Origin of the sequence: Kribbella sp. VKM Ac-2566, assembly GCF_004366005.1 — a bacterium.
In the GTDB taxonomy this organism is placed as follows: Bacteria; Actinomycetota; Actinomycetes; order Propionibacteriales; family Kribbellaceae; genus Kribbella; species Kribbella pratensis.
On record NZ_SODT01000008.1, the window covers coordinates 533,671 to 547,428 of the forward strand.

General features: G+C 68.8%; 14 protein-coding genes. 6 read left to right on the forward strand and 8 right to left on the reverse strand.

Annotation, left to right across the window (positions count from 1 at the left end; translation table 11 throughout):
• Nucleotides 1–31 precede the first annotated feature (31 nt).
• From EV647_RS05485 to EV647_RS05500, 4 genes are all read right to left on the reverse strand, one after another.
• Nucleotides 32–1,195: an ABC transporter permease gene (locus EV647_RS05485; RefSeq protein ID WP_133999320.1), complete on the reverse strand. Its 1,164-nt coding sequence runs from the start codon at nt 1,193–1,195 to the stop codon at nt 32–34.
• On the reverse strand, nt 1,192–2,073 hold the full coding sequence (locus EV647_RS05490; RefSeq protein WP_133999323.1) for an ABC transporter ATP-binding protein: 882 nt from the start codon (nt 2,071–2,073) through the stop codon (nt 1,192–1,194). Before EV647_RS05490 ends, EV647_RS05485 begins: the two co-directional genes overlap by 4 nt.
• A 131-nt stretch (nt 2,074–2,204) precedes the next feature.
• A complete protein-coding gene (locus EV647_RS05495; protein ID WP_134001785.1) occupies nt 2,205–2,864 on the reverse strand; it encodes a response regulator transcription factor in 660 nt (219 codons plus the stop codon).
• A gap of 4 nt (nt 2,865–2,868) precedes the next feature.
• Nucleotides 2,869–4,230 carry a sensor histidine kinase gene (locus EV647_RS05500; protein ID WP_133999326.1) on the reverse strand — a complete coding sequence of 454 codons (1,362 nt, stop codon included), beginning with the start codon at nt 4,228–4,230 and terminating at the stop codon, nt 2,869–2,871.
• 56 nt (nt 4,231–4,286) lie between these two features.
• On the opposite strand from EV647_RS05500, the gene lipA reads away from it, so the two are divergent.
• The 3 genes from lipA (at nt 4,287) to EV647_RS05515 (ending at nt 7,388) form a co-directional block, all read left to right on the forward strand.
• Entirely contained in the window at nt 4,287–5,225 is a 939-nt protein-coding gene (lipA, locus tag EV647_RS05505; protein ID WP_133999328.1) for a lipoyl synthase, read from the forward strand.
• Between the two features lie 15 nt (nt 5,226–5,240).
• Entirely contained in the window at nt 5,241–5,936 is a 696-nt protein-coding gene (locus tag EV647_RS05510) for a DUF4191 domain-containing protein (protein ID WP_133781760.1), read from the forward strand.
• Between the two features lie 159 nt (nt 5,937–6,095).
• Nucleotides 6,096–7,388: a cyclopropane-fatty-acyl-phospholipid synthase family protein gene (locus tag EV647_RS05515; protein WP_133999331.1), complete on the forward strand. Its 1,293-nt coding sequence runs from the start codon at nt 6,096–6,098 to the stop codon at nt 7,386–7,388.
• Between the two features lie 7 nt (nt 7,389–7,395).
• On the opposite strand, the gene EV647_RS05520 is transcribed toward EV647_RS05515, so the two are convergent.
• Nucleotides 7,396–7,857, reverse strand: a complete 462-nt coding sequence (locus EV647_RS05520; protein ID WP_133999334.1) for an RDD family protein — start codon at nt 7,855–7,857, stop codon at nt 7,396–7,398.
• A 190-nt stretch (nt 7,858–8,047) separates the two neighbouring features.
• Here EV647_RS05520 and glnA point away from each other — a divergent pair, with 190 nt between their 5' ends.
• Nucleotides 8,048–9,472 carry a type I glutamate--ammonia ligase gene (gene glnA / locus EV647_RS05525; RefSeq protein WP_131342456.1) on the forward strand — a complete coding sequence of 475 codons (1,425 nt, stop codon included), beginning with the start codon at nt 8,048–8,050 and terminating at the stop codon, nt 9,470–9,472.
• 52 nt (nt 9,473–9,524) lie between these two features.
• Here the strand turns inward: glnA and EV647_RS05530 are convergent, their stop codons facing one another.
• Nucleotides 9,525–10,406 (reverse strand): aldo/keto reductase, encoded by an 882-nt coding sequence (locus tag EV647_RS05530; RefSeq protein WP_133999337.1) that lies wholly within the window; start codon nt 10,404–10,406, stop codon nt 9,525–9,527.
• A gap of 85 nt (nt 10,407–10,491) precedes the next feature.
• Between EV647_RS05530 and EV647_RS05535 the strand changes: the two genes are divergently transcribed.
• Nucleotides 10,492–11,061, forward strand: a complete 570-nt coding sequence (locus tag EV647_RS05535) for a TetR/AcrR family transcriptional regulator (RefSeq protein WP_133999340.1) — start codon at nt 10,492–10,494, stop codon at nt 11,059–11,061.
• An 18-nt stretch (nt 11,062–11,079) separates the two neighbouring features.
• Here EV647_RS05535 and EV647_RS05540 read toward each other — a convergent pair whose 3' ends face one another.
• Nucleotides 11,080–11,907: a helix-turn-helix transcriptional regulator gene (locus tag EV647_RS05540; protein WP_133999344.1), complete on the reverse strand. Its 828-nt coding sequence runs from the start codon at nt 11,905–11,907 to the stop codon at nt 11,080–11,082.
• A gap of 100 nt (nt 11,908–12,007) precedes the next feature.
• On the opposite strand from EV647_RS05540, the gene EV647_RS05545 reads away from it, so the two are divergent.
• Entirely contained in the window at nt 12,008–12,826 is an 819-nt protein-coding gene (locus EV647_RS05545) for an oxidoreductase (RefSeq protein WP_133999347.1), read from the forward strand.
• Nucleotides 12,827–12,836: 10 nt separating this feature from the next.
• Here EV647_RS05545 and EV647_RS05550 read toward each other — a convergent pair whose 3' ends face one another.
• A complete protein-coding gene (locus EV647_RS05550; RefSeq protein WP_133999351.1) occupies nt 12,837–13,685 on the reverse strand; it encodes a helix-turn-helix transcriptional regulator in 849 nt (282 codons plus the stop codon).
• Between the last annotated feature and the right edge of the window lie 73 nt (nt 13,686–13,758).

Genomic DNA, 13,758 nt, shown 5'->3' on the forward strand with positions numbered 1-13,758 from the left:
CTGTAACGCCGGGCCCGGTCGTGACGATGAGCTACTTCGCTTCGAGCGCCAGGGCCTCGCGGTAACCGAGACGACGGCCGGTCTGCAGCAGCGTGCGCTCGTACAGCCGCGCGCCCATCCGGACGATCAGCACGGTGGCGGCCAGCAGCAGCGCGATCGCCACCAGCGGCTGCCAGACCGGAACGTCCTCGGTCAGCATCCGGCCCGGCATCGACATCGACGACGCGATCGGGACGAACGACGCCACGGTCTTGGCCGACGACCCCGCGAACACCGAGAAGAAGAACGGGATCATCAGGATCATTTGCCCCGGCAACGTGGTCGACCCGAGATCCTCCTGCCGCGTCGCGAGCGAACCGGCGACCGCCCAGAGCCCGGCCAGCGCGACGAACCCGAGCACGAAGAACACCACGAACCACCCGGCGACCGGAGCGACCACTTCGAGGATGTCGGCCTGGTCGGTGGCGAGCAGCCCGATCAGCGACGCACCCGCGATCACCACGATCTGGGTCAGCGCCAGCACCGTGTTGCCCAGCACCTTCCCCCACAGCAGCGACCGGATCGGCACGGCGGCGGCCAGGATCTCGACGACCCGGCTCTCCTTCTCCTGTACGACGCTCTGCGCGATCATCATCCCGAAACCGAGCGCGGTCATGTAGAACACCAGCGCCAGCCCGATGTTCACGAAGTCGGAGACGATGTCCGGCAACGGTCCCGGCTTCAGCAACTGCAACGAGACCTTCGTTCCGGCGTGCAACTCGGCCGGGCTCAGTCCCGCCTTCCCGGCGTTCGTTTCCATCCCGACGGCCGCGGCCGCCTCGCGCAGGGCGCCTTCGACTCCCGAGTCGACGCGGTCCTTGCCGAGGACGACGTACCCGTCCGCGTCCGGCAGCAGCGCAGCCTCGACCTTGCCGTCGGTGACAGCCTTCTCAGCGGCCGGCCGGTCGGCGACGCGAGTCACCTCGTAACCGTCGCCCGTCGTGGTCGAGGCCTGCTGGACGACCTTGACGCCCGCATCGTCGATGACCGCGATCTTGTCCGGTCCGCCCTTGCCCGCGATCAGCGCGGGGATGATCACCGCCGCCATCACGATCAGCAGCATCACCACTGTCGAGCCGATGAACGTCTTGTCCCGCAGCTTCGTGGTGATCTCGCGCTCCGCGATCAGCACCCACGGCTTGTCCAGTGTCTTCATCGGGTCGCCTCCCGGAAGACGTCGCTCAGCGCCACCCGCTCCGGCCCGAACTCGAGCACCGGTCCGCGGCTGATCGCCTCCTGCAAGATCTTCTGCTCCACCGCACCGTCCAGTACGTCGAACAACGCCGTACCGCCGGCCACGTCGCGCACCTGGATCCCCCGCACGTCTCGCAGCCATCCGGCGTCGCCGTCCACCACCAGGCGGTACGTCGACGTAGGGCCGGCCGCCAACTCGGACACGGCGCCCGCCGCGACGACCTTGCCGCGGGACAGTACGACGAGGTCGTCGCACAGCCGCTCGACCAGGTCGAGCTGGTGGCTGGAGAACAGCACCGGCACGTCCGACGTCACCTCCTCGCGGAGCAGGTCGGCCATCGCGTCGACAGCGAGCGGGTCGAGGCCGCTGAACGGCTCGTCCAGCACCAGTGCGATCGGCTCGTGGACCAGCGCGGCCGCGATCTGCACCCGCTGCTGGTTGCCCAGCGACAGCGTCTCGAGGACGTCGGAAGCACGCTCGGCCAGCCCGAGGCGCCCGAGGATCTTGTCGGTCCGCGCGGCGGCGCGCTCCGCGTCGAGCCCGTGCAGCCGGCCGAAGAACACCAGCTGGTCGCGGATCTTCATCTTCGGGTACAGCCCGCGTTCCTCCGGCATGTAGCCGAAGTCCCGGCGTACGTCCTGGGTCAGCGGCTGGTCCTGCCACCGCACCTCGCCGGCCGTCGCGGCCAGGACCCCGAGGATGATCCGCATCGTCGTCGTCTTCCCGGCCCCGTTGGCCCCGACGAATCCGGTCATCCGTCCCGGTACGACGTCGAAGGTCACGTCGTCCAGCGCCAGATGATCACCGAACCGCCGGGTGAGCCCAGCCACCCTCAGCATGTGTCACCGTTCCCATCAGCTTCCAGCCCCCGGCCGGGCGCTCGCCCGACCCTCCCAAAACTAGTCAGCCGAGGCGTGCTCGCACGTCGCCCGCGAGGGTGATCGCCGGTGTCATCCGTAGGACGGATGGATCAGCCTGTCGGGTCGTCGCCCGGGGTGACGAGGCCGCATTCGTAGGCGAAGACGACGGCTTGGACGCGGTCGCGGAGACCTAGTTTGAGCAGTACGCGGGAGACGTGGGTCTTGACCGTCGCCTCGCCGACGTACAACTGGTTGGCGATCTCGGTGTTGGTCAGGCCGCGGGCGATCAGCCCGAGCACCTCGCGTTCGCGCTCGGTGAGCTCCGCGAGGAGGTCCGGGCGGTACACCCGCTCTCCCTTGCCCGTGAATCGCTTGATCACCCGCCGGGTGACCTCGGGCGCGAGCAGCGCGTGCCCGGAGTGCACCACCTGGATCGCCTCCACCAGGTCCTCGGGCGCGGTGTTCTTGAGCAGGAAGCCGCTCGCGCCCGCCCCGAGCGACTCGAAGAGGTAGTCGTCACGGTCGAACGTGGTGAGGATGACGACCTTCCCGGCGTCCTCCGCCACGATCCGCTGGGTCGCGCTGATCCCGTCCATGCCGGGCATCTGGACATCCATCAGTACGACGTCCGGCCGCAACGCCAGCGCCAGCTCGATCGCCTTCTCACCGTCCGCGGCCTCGCCGACCACCTCGATCTCCGGCTCGACCGACAGGATCATCCGGAACCCGGCGCGCACCAGGTCCTGATCGTCGACCAGCAGCACCCGCATCGGGTCAGTCACGTACTTCTCCCCCAGCCAACGGACGGTTCTGCGGATCCAGCGGGATCCGGACCCGGACGCGGAATCCTCCCACGGGACGCGGACCGATCTCACTCTCGCCGCCGAGCAGACCGACCCGTTCGCGGATCCCGACATGGCCGAGCCGGCTGCCTACCGGGGCGTGCTTCGGGCGGCCGTCGTCGAGCACCTCGAGCTCGACCGCGTCATCGAGATAACGCAGTGTGACGTGGGCGCTGCGGGCCGTCGAGTGCTTGCGGACGTTCGCGAGCGCTTCCTGCGCGATCCGGTACACCGACACCGAGACGGTCGTGGGCAGTTCGGCCGGCGATCCGATCTGGTGGAAGCCGACCTCCAGACCGAGGCTGTTCGCCTCCGCGATCAGCGCGGGCAGCCGGTCCGCGCCGGCCTGCGGCTCCTTGGGATCCGGCGTACCGACGTCGAGGTCGGGATCCGCCGAGCGGAGCATGCCCAGCAGCTGGCGCATTTCGTTGACCGCGCTCCGGCTGGACTCCTCGATCACGTTCAGCGCGTTCTTCGCCGCGTCCGGGTCGGCGTCCATCACCCGCCGGGCACCGCCTGCCTGGATGCCGATGCTGCTGATGTGGTGGGCGACGACGTCGTGCAGCTCACGGGAGATCCGCAGCCGCTCGTCGATCACCGCGCGTCGCGAGTTCGCCTCCTGCTGCGCCGCCAGCTCGGTCGCCTGCTGCTCGAGCTCGAACCGCTGCCGCGCGGTCGCCCACGCGGTCCGTCCCCAGAAGTACGCACCGAAGAAGTAGAGGACGTTCAGCGCGACGGTGATGATCACGTTCGACACGTACGGCGAGAACAGCGCGTGGTTCGGCCCGTCGATCGCGTTGTTGCGCAGCGCGGTGACGAAGTTGAGCGCCAGCCAGCCGAACATCCCGACGAAGACGACCGTGATCGCGGCCTTCATCAGCCGCCGGTCCCGCGCCCAGGCGACGGCCGCGTAGATCGCCATGAACATCGTCGACTGGGTGACCAGATTGCCGGCGAACGCGAACGCCGCCCGCTCGCCGTTCACCACGAACAGCACCGCGACGGCCAGCAGCACCGGAACCGGCCAGCGGCGCCGGAAACACAGTGGCAGCGCGGCGGCCGCACTCAGCACGTACGGCTCGACGCCGCCGATCCCCAGGTCCACATGCGTCGGCGAGCCGCCGCGTGCGAGCTCGGTCCCGAACAGGCCCGCGACCGCCATCCCGAGACCGAGCAGTACGTCGTACCGTTGCTCGCGGGCCGTCGGCGCTGGACGGGTCCAGCCACGCACCGCCGTACCGGACGCCGGTGGTGTGCCCGGTTCGGCATCCGTACGCAGCTCAACGGTGGACATAGCTCATCACCCTACGGGTGGAACGCCCCTGAACCCCGGCGCGTACCCTTGGAGGCGTGACCATCGCCCCAGAAGGACGGAAACTGCTCAGGCTCGAGGTGCGCAACGCGGAGACCCCGATCGAGCGCAAACCCGAGTGGATCAAGACCCGCGCCAAGATGGGCCCGGAGTACCAGGCGCTGCAGAAACTCGTGAAGTCCGAGGGACTGCACACGGTGTGCCAGGAAGCCGGCTGCCCCAACATCTTCGAGTGCTGGGAGGACCGCGAGGCGACCTTCCTGATCGGCGGGGACCAGTGCACCCGGCGCTGTGACTTCTGCCAGATCGACACCGGCAAACCGGAGGCGCTGGACCGCGACGAGCCGCGCCGTGTCGCCGAGTCGGTCCGCACCATGGGTCTGCGCTACGCGACCGTGACCGGTGTCGCCCGCGACGACCTGGACGACGGCGGCGCCTGGCTGTACGCCGAGACGATCCGCCAGATCCACGAGCTGAACCCGGGCACCGGTGTGGAGATGCTCGCGCCGGACTTCAACGCCGTACCCGAGCAGCTCGCCGAGGTGTTCTCGTCGCGGCCGGAGGTGTTCGCGCACAACGTCGAGACCGTGCCGCGGATCTTCCGCCGGATCCGGCCCGGATTCCGCTACGAGCGCTCGCTGGACGTCATCACCCAGGCCCGCGACTACGGACTCGTCACCAAGTCGAACCTGATCCTCGGCATGGGCGAGACCCGCGACGAGGTCAGCCAGGCGCTGAAGGACCTGCACGCGGCGGGCTGCGAGATCATCACGATCACGCAGTACCTGCGGCCCTCGGTGCGGCACCACCCGGTCGAGCGCTGGGTGAAGCCCGAGGAGTTCGTCGAACTGGACGCCGAGGCGCAGGAGATCGGTTTCGCCGGAGTCATGTCCGGTCCGCTCGTACGTTCGTCGTACCGGGCCGGTCGGCTGTACCGTCAGGCCGTTGAGTCACGTATGAACGCCGCTCAGGCATAAGAGGACAAGGTAGAGATGGCCAAGAACGACGCGCCCGAAGAGAAGACCAGCAGGCTCAAGCAGATCGTTTCGGCGTACAAGCTGACCCAGAAGTCCGAGCCGCTGGTCGGCCTGGTGCTCGCCGGGATCTTCCTCGGCATCGTCGCACTGGCCGTGCTCGGCGGTTTCCTGGTCGGGCCGCTGCTGGTGTGGATCCCGCTCGGCGTCGCGTTGGGCTTCCTGGCCGCCACGATCGTCTTCGGCCGCAAGGTCGAGAAGGCGGCGTACAGCCAGATCGAGGGTCAGGCCGGTGCGGCCGCGTCCGCGCTGCAGACGCTGCGCCGCGGCTGGAGCGTTGACCCTGCGGTTGCGGTCACCAAGAACTCCGACATCGTCCACCGGGTGGTCGGCAAGCCCGGCATCATCCTGGTCGGCGAGGGTCAGCCGAGCCGGGTGAAGAACCTGCTCGCGGCCGAGGCCAAGAAGCACAACCGGGTCGCGGGCGGAGCGCCGGTGACGCAGATCGTGGCCGGCAAGGGCGAGGGCGAGATCGACATCCGCAAGCTGACCAAGTACGTGATGAAGCTGCCGGCCGTCCTGCAGCCGTCCGAGATCACCGATCTGCTGCAGCGGCTGAAGGCGCTGGACGCGGTCCGGCCGCAGGTGCCGATGCCGAAGGGCCCGGTGCCGACGAGCCTCAAGGGTGCTCGCCAGGCGATGCGCGGCCGCTGAAACAGCTGTTGGGGTGTCTCTGAGTGAGACACCGGTAACCTGGTGGTCGCTCGGGCAGTTGATCTGTCGTGACGTGGCACGTGTGTGCCTCCGTGTCGCGCTGTGGGGTGGCTGGTTGGCCTTAAGGTGCGACCAGGACGGATCGATACAGGGGTAGAGATGACGGATGTGATGCCGCGCGTGCAGCATCCTGTACACGCGCCGGACACCGGGACCTGGCCGACACTGGCCCGGCCACGGTCGAACCCGGTCCGTCGGTACGGCGCTGCGACCGCGATCCGGCTGATCGCCAAGGATCTCCCGGCCACGATCCACCTGGACCGCAACCGCTCGTTCGGCTTCGGCGGCCCCGCCATGCGGGTGCACCGTACGTCGGCGTTCCTGGACCGGCTCGGGCAGGACGCCGGGTCCGGGTTCGGCGAGGCGTACCTGGCCGGCGACTGGGACCCGGAGCCGGGCACCGACCTGGCCGACCTGCTGGTCCCGTTCGCGGAGCGGTTCAGCAACGAGGAGACCCGGCACCTGCTGCCGAAGTGGGCGCAGTCGCTGCGCTGGCTGGTCACCCGGTCGCAGCCGGGCGAGCAGGAGAACGACCGGGCCGGCGCCCGGGAGAACATCAGCCGGCACTACGACCTGAGCAATTCGATGTTCTCGGAGTTCCTCGATCCGACCCTCACGTACTCCGCGGCGTACTTCGGCGGCGACCCGACGGCCGATCTCGCGACGGCGTCGTACGACGAACTGTCCGCCGCCCAGCTGCGCAAGCTGGACTCGATCCTCGACGCGGCGGGGGTGCGGTCCGGCTCACGGGTGCTCGACATCGGCTGCGGCTGGGCGAGCCTGGCGATCCGCGCCGCACAGCGTGGCGCGTGGGTGACGGCGATCACGATCGCGTCGCAGCAGGCGTTGCTGGCCCAGCGAAAGATCGCCGAGGCCGGTGTCGGCGACCGCGTACAGGTCGCGCTGCGCGACTACCGCGACCAGATCGGCGAGTTCGACGCCGTACTGAGTGTGGAAATGATCGAGGCGGTCGGCGAGAAGTACTGGCCCGTGTACTTCGAAGCGATCGAGCGACGGCTCGCACCCGGCGGGGTCGGCGTCGTGCAGGCGATCGTGATGCCGCACGAGCGGATGCTCGCGACCCGGAACACGTTCACCTGGGTGCAGAAGTACATCTTCCCCGGCGGGCTGATCCCGTCGATCAAGGTGATCGAGGACGTCACCGCACAGCACACCGGCCTGCGGGCGGAGGTGATCCGCCACCTCGGTGGGGACTACGCGCGGACGCTGCGGGTCTGGCGGAACCGGTTCATCGAGCACTGGCCGGCGATCGCGGCGCTCGGGTTCGACGACACGTTCCGGCGGATGTGGGAGTTCTACCTCGCGTACTCCGAGGCGGGCTTCCGGACCGGGTACCTCGACGACGTACAGCTGCTGCTCACGCGGCGCTAACTGGCGGCTAACGCAGTACGACGACCGTCCTGGCGGCGAGGTCGTGCAGCCCGCGGCGGTCGCGGTCGAAGATCACCGCGGGGATCAGAAAGCTGATCAGCAGCGCGCGAATGATGCCGGCCAGCAGACCGGGCGGAGCCGTGTACGTCTTCCGGTCGCGGACCGGGACGACCCGCAGACCGCAGATCCGGTGGCCGATGGTGCCGCCGGCCAGGCCGGTCAGGATCGCGGTCGTCGCGAAGAAGACCGTCGAGTGCATCAGGCTGTAGTCGGTGCCGCCTGCCCACATCGGTTGACCCATCACCACAGACGCGATCAGGCCCGCGATCAGCCAGTCGACCAGCAGCGCCAGCAGGCGGCCGCCCCAGGTCGCGGCCGAGCCCGGGCCGTCCTCGGGAAGGCCCAGCCGATTGCCCGGGTAACGGAATTCTTCGGAGGGTCCGGTTGCGGCCGCCGCGGATGATGCCATGATGTCTAGCCTACGGACACACCCCGGGGCGGTCCCACGCGGACCGCGAGATCTCAGGGCGTAACCGCCGTACACCAGTGGGTCAGCGCGGACACGCTGGGCGTAACATCCGCGAAACATCAGGGTCACGACGGAGAAACCGGCGGGCCCTACGTTCAGATGCAATCTCTGAGCCACCCTAGGAGTACGTATGTTTTCCAGCGCTGAGGAGCTGCTCGCCTACGTCAAGAACGAAGGCGTCGAGATCGTCGATGTCCGGTTCTGTGACCTGCCGGGCATCATGCAGCACTTCACCGTCCCGGTGTCGTCGTTCGGTCCTGAGGTCTTCGAGGACGGCCTCGCCTTCGACGGTTCGTCGGTCCGCGGTTTCCAGCAGATCCACGAGTCCGACATGAAGCTGCTGCCGGACCCGACCAGCGCGTACGTCGACGAGTTCCGCAGCGCCAAGACGCTGGTGGTCAACTTCTTCGTGCACGACCCGCTGACCGGCGAGGCGTACTCGCGTGACCCGCGCAACATCGCCCGCAAGGCGCAGGAGTACCTGAAGTCGACCGGCATCGCGGACACCGCGTTCTTCGCGCCGGAGGCCGAGTTCTACGTCTTCGACGACGTCCGGTTCGAGACCAAGGCGAACTCCTCGCACTACTCGATCGACTCGATCGCCGGCGCCTGGAACACCGGCCGGGTCGAGGACGGCGGCAACCGCGGCTACAAGGTCCGCTACAAGGGTGGCTACTTCCCGGTCGCGCCGACCGACCACTTCGGCGAGCTGCGCGACGACATCACGCTGGCACTGGAGCGGTCCGGCCTGATCGTCGAGCGCGCCCACCACGAGGTCGGTACGGCGGGTCAGGCGGAGATCAACTTCCGCTTCGACGAGCTGCTCAAGGCCGCCGACGACGTGATGAAGTTCAAGTACATCGTCAAGAACACCGCGTGGAAGGCCGGCAAGACCGCGACCTTCATGCCGAAGCCGATCTTCGGTGACAACGGCTCCGGCATGCACTGCCACCAGTCGCTGTGGAGCAACGGCGACCCGCTGTTCTACGACGAGTCCGGGTACGGCGGCCTGTCCGACACCGCCCGCTGGTACATCGGCGGCCTGCTCAAGCACGCCCCGTCGCTCCTGGCCTTCACGAACCCGACCGTGAACTCGTACCACCGCCTGGTGCCGGGCTTCGAGGCGCCGGTCAACCTGGTCTACTCGTCCCGGAACCGCTCGGCCTGCATCCGGATCCCGATCACCGGCTCGAACCCGAAGGCGAAGCGGATCGAGTTCCGCTGCCCCGACCCGTCGGCGAACCCGTACCTGGCCTTCGCGGCGCAGCTGCTGGCCGGCCTGGACGGTATCCGCAACAAGATCGAGCCGGCCGACCCGGTCGACAAGGACCTCTACGAGCTGCCGCCGGAGGAGCACGCGGGTATCGCGCAGGTCCCGACCTCGCTGCCGGCCGTGATCGACGCCCTCGAGGCCGACCACGCCTTCCTGCTCGAGGGCGACGTCTTCACCGAGGACCTGATCGAGACCTGGATCGACCTCAAGCGCGACAACGAAATCGCCCCGATCCAGCTCCGCCCCCACCCCCACGAGTTCGAGCTCTACTACGACGTCTGAGTTCGTAGCCCGGAAGAAGCCCACCCGCCGGTCGCGGGTGGGCTTCTTCGTTTCAGGACAGGGTGTTGAGCAGTGCGAGGGCCTCGGTATCGAGGTGGATGTTCGCGGCGCGGAGGTTGTCTTCCAGGTGGGGGATGCTGCGGGTGCCCGGGATCAGGGCGGTGTGGTCGTTGTGGGCGAGGATCCAGGCTAGGCAGACCGCGGCGGGGGTGGCCCCGAGGTGTGCGGCGACCTCCTGTACGGCGGGATGCTCGGTCGGGGACGGGATCTGGTCGAATGCCGAGCCCAGCGGGAAGTACGGGATCCAGGCGATGCCGTTGGCCGCGCAGAGTTGGAGTTGGGGCTCGGACGAGCGGTCCAGGACGCTGTACGCGTTCTGGACGCAGACGATCCCCGCGGGCAGTGCCTGCTCGAGCTGTTCGGTGCTGATGTTGCTGAGGCCGATCGCGCCGATCAGCCCTTCGTTGCGTAGAGCAATCAACTCGGCCAGCTGGTCGTCGAGCGGGACGACCTGGTCGCCTTCGGCGATGAGGCCCGGTCCCTGATCCGCCCGGCGGAGGTTGACCACGGGTACCTGCTCCAGACCGAGCGACGTGAGGTCGAGGTGGACCTGCTCACGGAGTTGCTCCGGCCGTTGCGCCAGGGCCAGCGGCACCGGCGCGTCCACGCGGCGTGCGCCGACCTTGCTCACGATCACGAGGTCGTCCGGATACGGGTGCAGCGCAGCCCGGATGTGCTCGTTCACCGTGGTGTGCCCGTAGAACGACGCCGTGTCGAGGTGGTTGACACCGAGCTCCACAACGCGACGCAGGAGCGCGCCGGCCGCGCCGGCCGCGGCGGTGTCGACGTGTTCGAGTTGCATCGCGCCGTACCCGATCCGCGCGATCTCGTACTGCCCGAGCTTGACTGTGCCCCCGGGTCGTTCCGATGTCATCAGCTGTGTCCTCAGGTAGAGTCGGTGGAAATGGAGGTTTCTCCACTTCTTTCGACGATAGCACTAACTGGAGGTTTCTCCACTTATGCGGGCGGACGCTGAGCGGAAGCGTGCGCAGGTGGTCGCGGCGGCCGGCGACGAGCTGGTCGATCTCGCCGTGGCCGCGCGCGACGGCGAGCCTGTGCGCCTGTCCCTGGATCGGGTGGCGGCCCGGGCGCGAGTCGGCGTGGCCACGCTGTACCGGCACTTCCCGACCCGCGAGGCCCTCCTCGAGGCGGTCTATCGTCAGGAGCTCACCCGGCTGTGCGACGCCGCGCCCGAGCTCGCCGCCGACTCCCCTGCCGACGAGGCCCTGCTCACCTGGATGCACCGCTATCTCGACTTCGTCGACTCCAAACGGGCCATGGGCCTCGATCTGCGCAACCTGATTGCCTCCGGCACCGTGACCCAGACCGACACCCGAGCGCGTCTCGCCGCCGCGGTCGAACATTTCCTGACGGCGGGCGCGGCCGCCGGCATCTTCCGTACCGATGTCCCGGCGGACGACGTCGTCGCGGCCATGGCCGGCGCCGTGATCGCCGCGGCCCCTGAGCAGCAACGTACGCAGACCGAACGCCTGCACGCCCTGCTGGTAGACGGCCTTCGCCGACGCTAGGCAACGCTGTGCAGTTGCTCAGCCGAGAGCTTCGGTCACGGCGAGGGTACCCAGCAGGGCCAGGGCCTCGGCGCTGCGGCTGCCGGGCTCGGCGTGGTACACGATGAGTTCCTGGCCGGGAGCTGATTTGACGTCGAAGGCGTTGATGCGGAGGGTGAGCTCGCCGACGTCGCGGTGGCGGAAGCGCTTGCTGGCGAGGCGGGCGCCGCGGGCCTCGTGACGGTTCCACATTTCGGCGAAGTCCGCGCTCCGGCGGCTGAGCTCGTCGACGACTGCCCGGATGCGGGGGTCGTTCGGCGTACGGCCCTCGAGCAGGCGGAACCCGGCCACGGTGTAGCGCGCGACCCGCTCCCAGTCGGGGTAGAAGCTCCGCGCGCCGGGGTCGAGGAAGATCTTCATCAGCAGGTTCGGGCCGTGCTGGAAGCCGTCGAACAGTGCGTAGGCGAGCTGGTTGCCGGCAAGTACGTCGTACGCCCGGCCGAGCACGATCGCCGGGTTGTCCGGCCACATGTCCATCAGCCGCAGCAGCTCGGGGTCCACACGTTCCGGCGCGGTCGCCCGGGAGGTCCCGGGCGTGAGTCCGGCGACGCGGTACAGGTGCTCGCGGGCGTCGTCGTCCAGCCGCAGCACGTCGCTCAGGGCGTCGAGCACCTGGGGCGACGGGCTGTTCTCCCGGCCCTGCTCGAGGCGGACGTAGTAGTCGACGCTGACGCCCGCCAACGTCGCAACCTCTTCGCGGCGTAGACCCGGAACGCGCCGTACGCCGTACTTCGGGACGCCAACCTCCTCCGGCCTTACCTGCGCACGCCGCGCGCGCAAGTACTCGCCCAGTGCCGTGACAGCCATGTTCCGATGGTAGGCGGATCATCAGCGCACAGCGTGGGTGTGCTACTCCCAGGCACACGGCGGCCTGGTTGTGCGCGGCGGCGTTCGCGATGGTCGAGTCATGACTGAAACACCCAAGAACTGGTTCATCACCGGCGCCTCCCGCGGTTTCGGTCGGGAGTTCGCCCGGGCCGCCCTCGAGCGCGGCGACCGGGTGGCCGCCACCGCTCGCGACGCGGCTGCACTTCACGGACTCGCCGGCGAGCTACTTCCACTCGCCCTCGACGTCACCGATCGCGAGGCCGTGCGCGCGGTGGTACACGAGGCCGAGTCACGGCTCGGAGGCCTCGACGTGGTCGTGAACAATGCCGGCTACGGACACTTCGGAGCCGTCGAGGAGCTCACCGAGACCGAGCTGCGCGACCAACTGGAGACGAATGTCTTCGGCGCATTGCACGTCAGCCAGGCGGTGCTTCCCGGCCTGCGGCAACGCGGACGTGGACACCTGGTGCAGGTCTCGTCCATCGGCGGCATCGGCGCCTTCGCGAACCTCGGCGCCTATCACGCCTCGAAATGGGCGCTCGAGGCGCTCAGCGAGTCGCTCGCGGTCGAGGTCGCACGATTCGGCATTCACGTGACGATCGTCGAGCCCGGCGGTTACGACACCGATTGGGCGGGATCCTCGGCGCGACGCAGTACGCCGCTGTCGGCATACGACCCGATGCGCGCGGAAGCCGCGGCCCGTCGCAGCGGTCAGGCGCCGGGTGATCCCGCGGCGGCAGCGCAGGCGTTGCTCGAGATCGTGGACTCTCCCGCGCCGCCGCTGCGAGTGCTCTTCGGAGCCCAGGCGCCCGGCATCGTCCGCACCATCTACGAACGCCGCCTCGCCGAATGGGACAGGACCGGAGAGTTGGCGCGCCGAGCTCACGGCCCGCACTGAGACTTCCGCGCTAGTCGGAGGGGCTCGGTTCGAAGGACTGGGTGCCGATGACGCGGAGGAGGTCGAGTTTTTCGCGGGCGTCGGTGCCTTCGATCGGAAGGAAGGCCCGGACCCGCACGTCGGCCGCCGGCGTCAGGAGGGTTTCGCAGGTGAGGTCGAGGTCGCCGACCTCCGAGTTCAGGAACCGCTTGCGCGGCAGACGACGTACGGCGACCTCGTGCAGGTCCCACAACGTGCGGAACTCCTCGCTGTGCGCGACGAGGTCCTCGACCAGCTCGGTGATGTCGCGGTCGCCCATCCGGCGGGAGTACGTCGCACGCAGGTCGGCGACGTGCGAGGCCGAGTGGACGTCCCAGTCCTCCTCGGGGAAGATCCGCCGGATCGCCGGATCGGTGAACCACAGCCAGGTCAGGTTCCGGGCGCGGCCCTCGCCGAGGAGCGGGCCGATGACGACGTCGGCCAGGTCGTTCTGCCAGAGCACCTCGTCGAGGTCCGTGCAGATGACGACCGGGAGATCGGTGAGACGACTGACCAGTGCGAGCAAGCCGGGGTTGATGTGCCGCCCGGCCCGGCGCAGCGGTGGCGTGAGCCCGGCCAGGTGGTACAGGTGGTCGCGCTCGTCCAGGTCGCAGCGCAGCGCGCGGGCGAGGCTCGCGACGATCGGCTCCGACGGGTTCGCGCCGCGGGACTGCTCCAGCCGCGAGTAGTAGTCCGTCGACATGCCGGCCAGCTGCGCGACCTCTTCCCGGCGGAGTCCCGGCGTACGGCGTCGTACGCCCTCCGGAAGGCCGACGTCCGCCGGCCGGAGCACCTCGCGGCGACGGCGGAGGAAGTCGGCCAGGCCATCACGATCGATCACACGTTCCATGATGCGTGACGTGCTGCGCGCTATCCAGGGACAACCTGTCCGTGGATGAGGTGGGCCTTCTCCA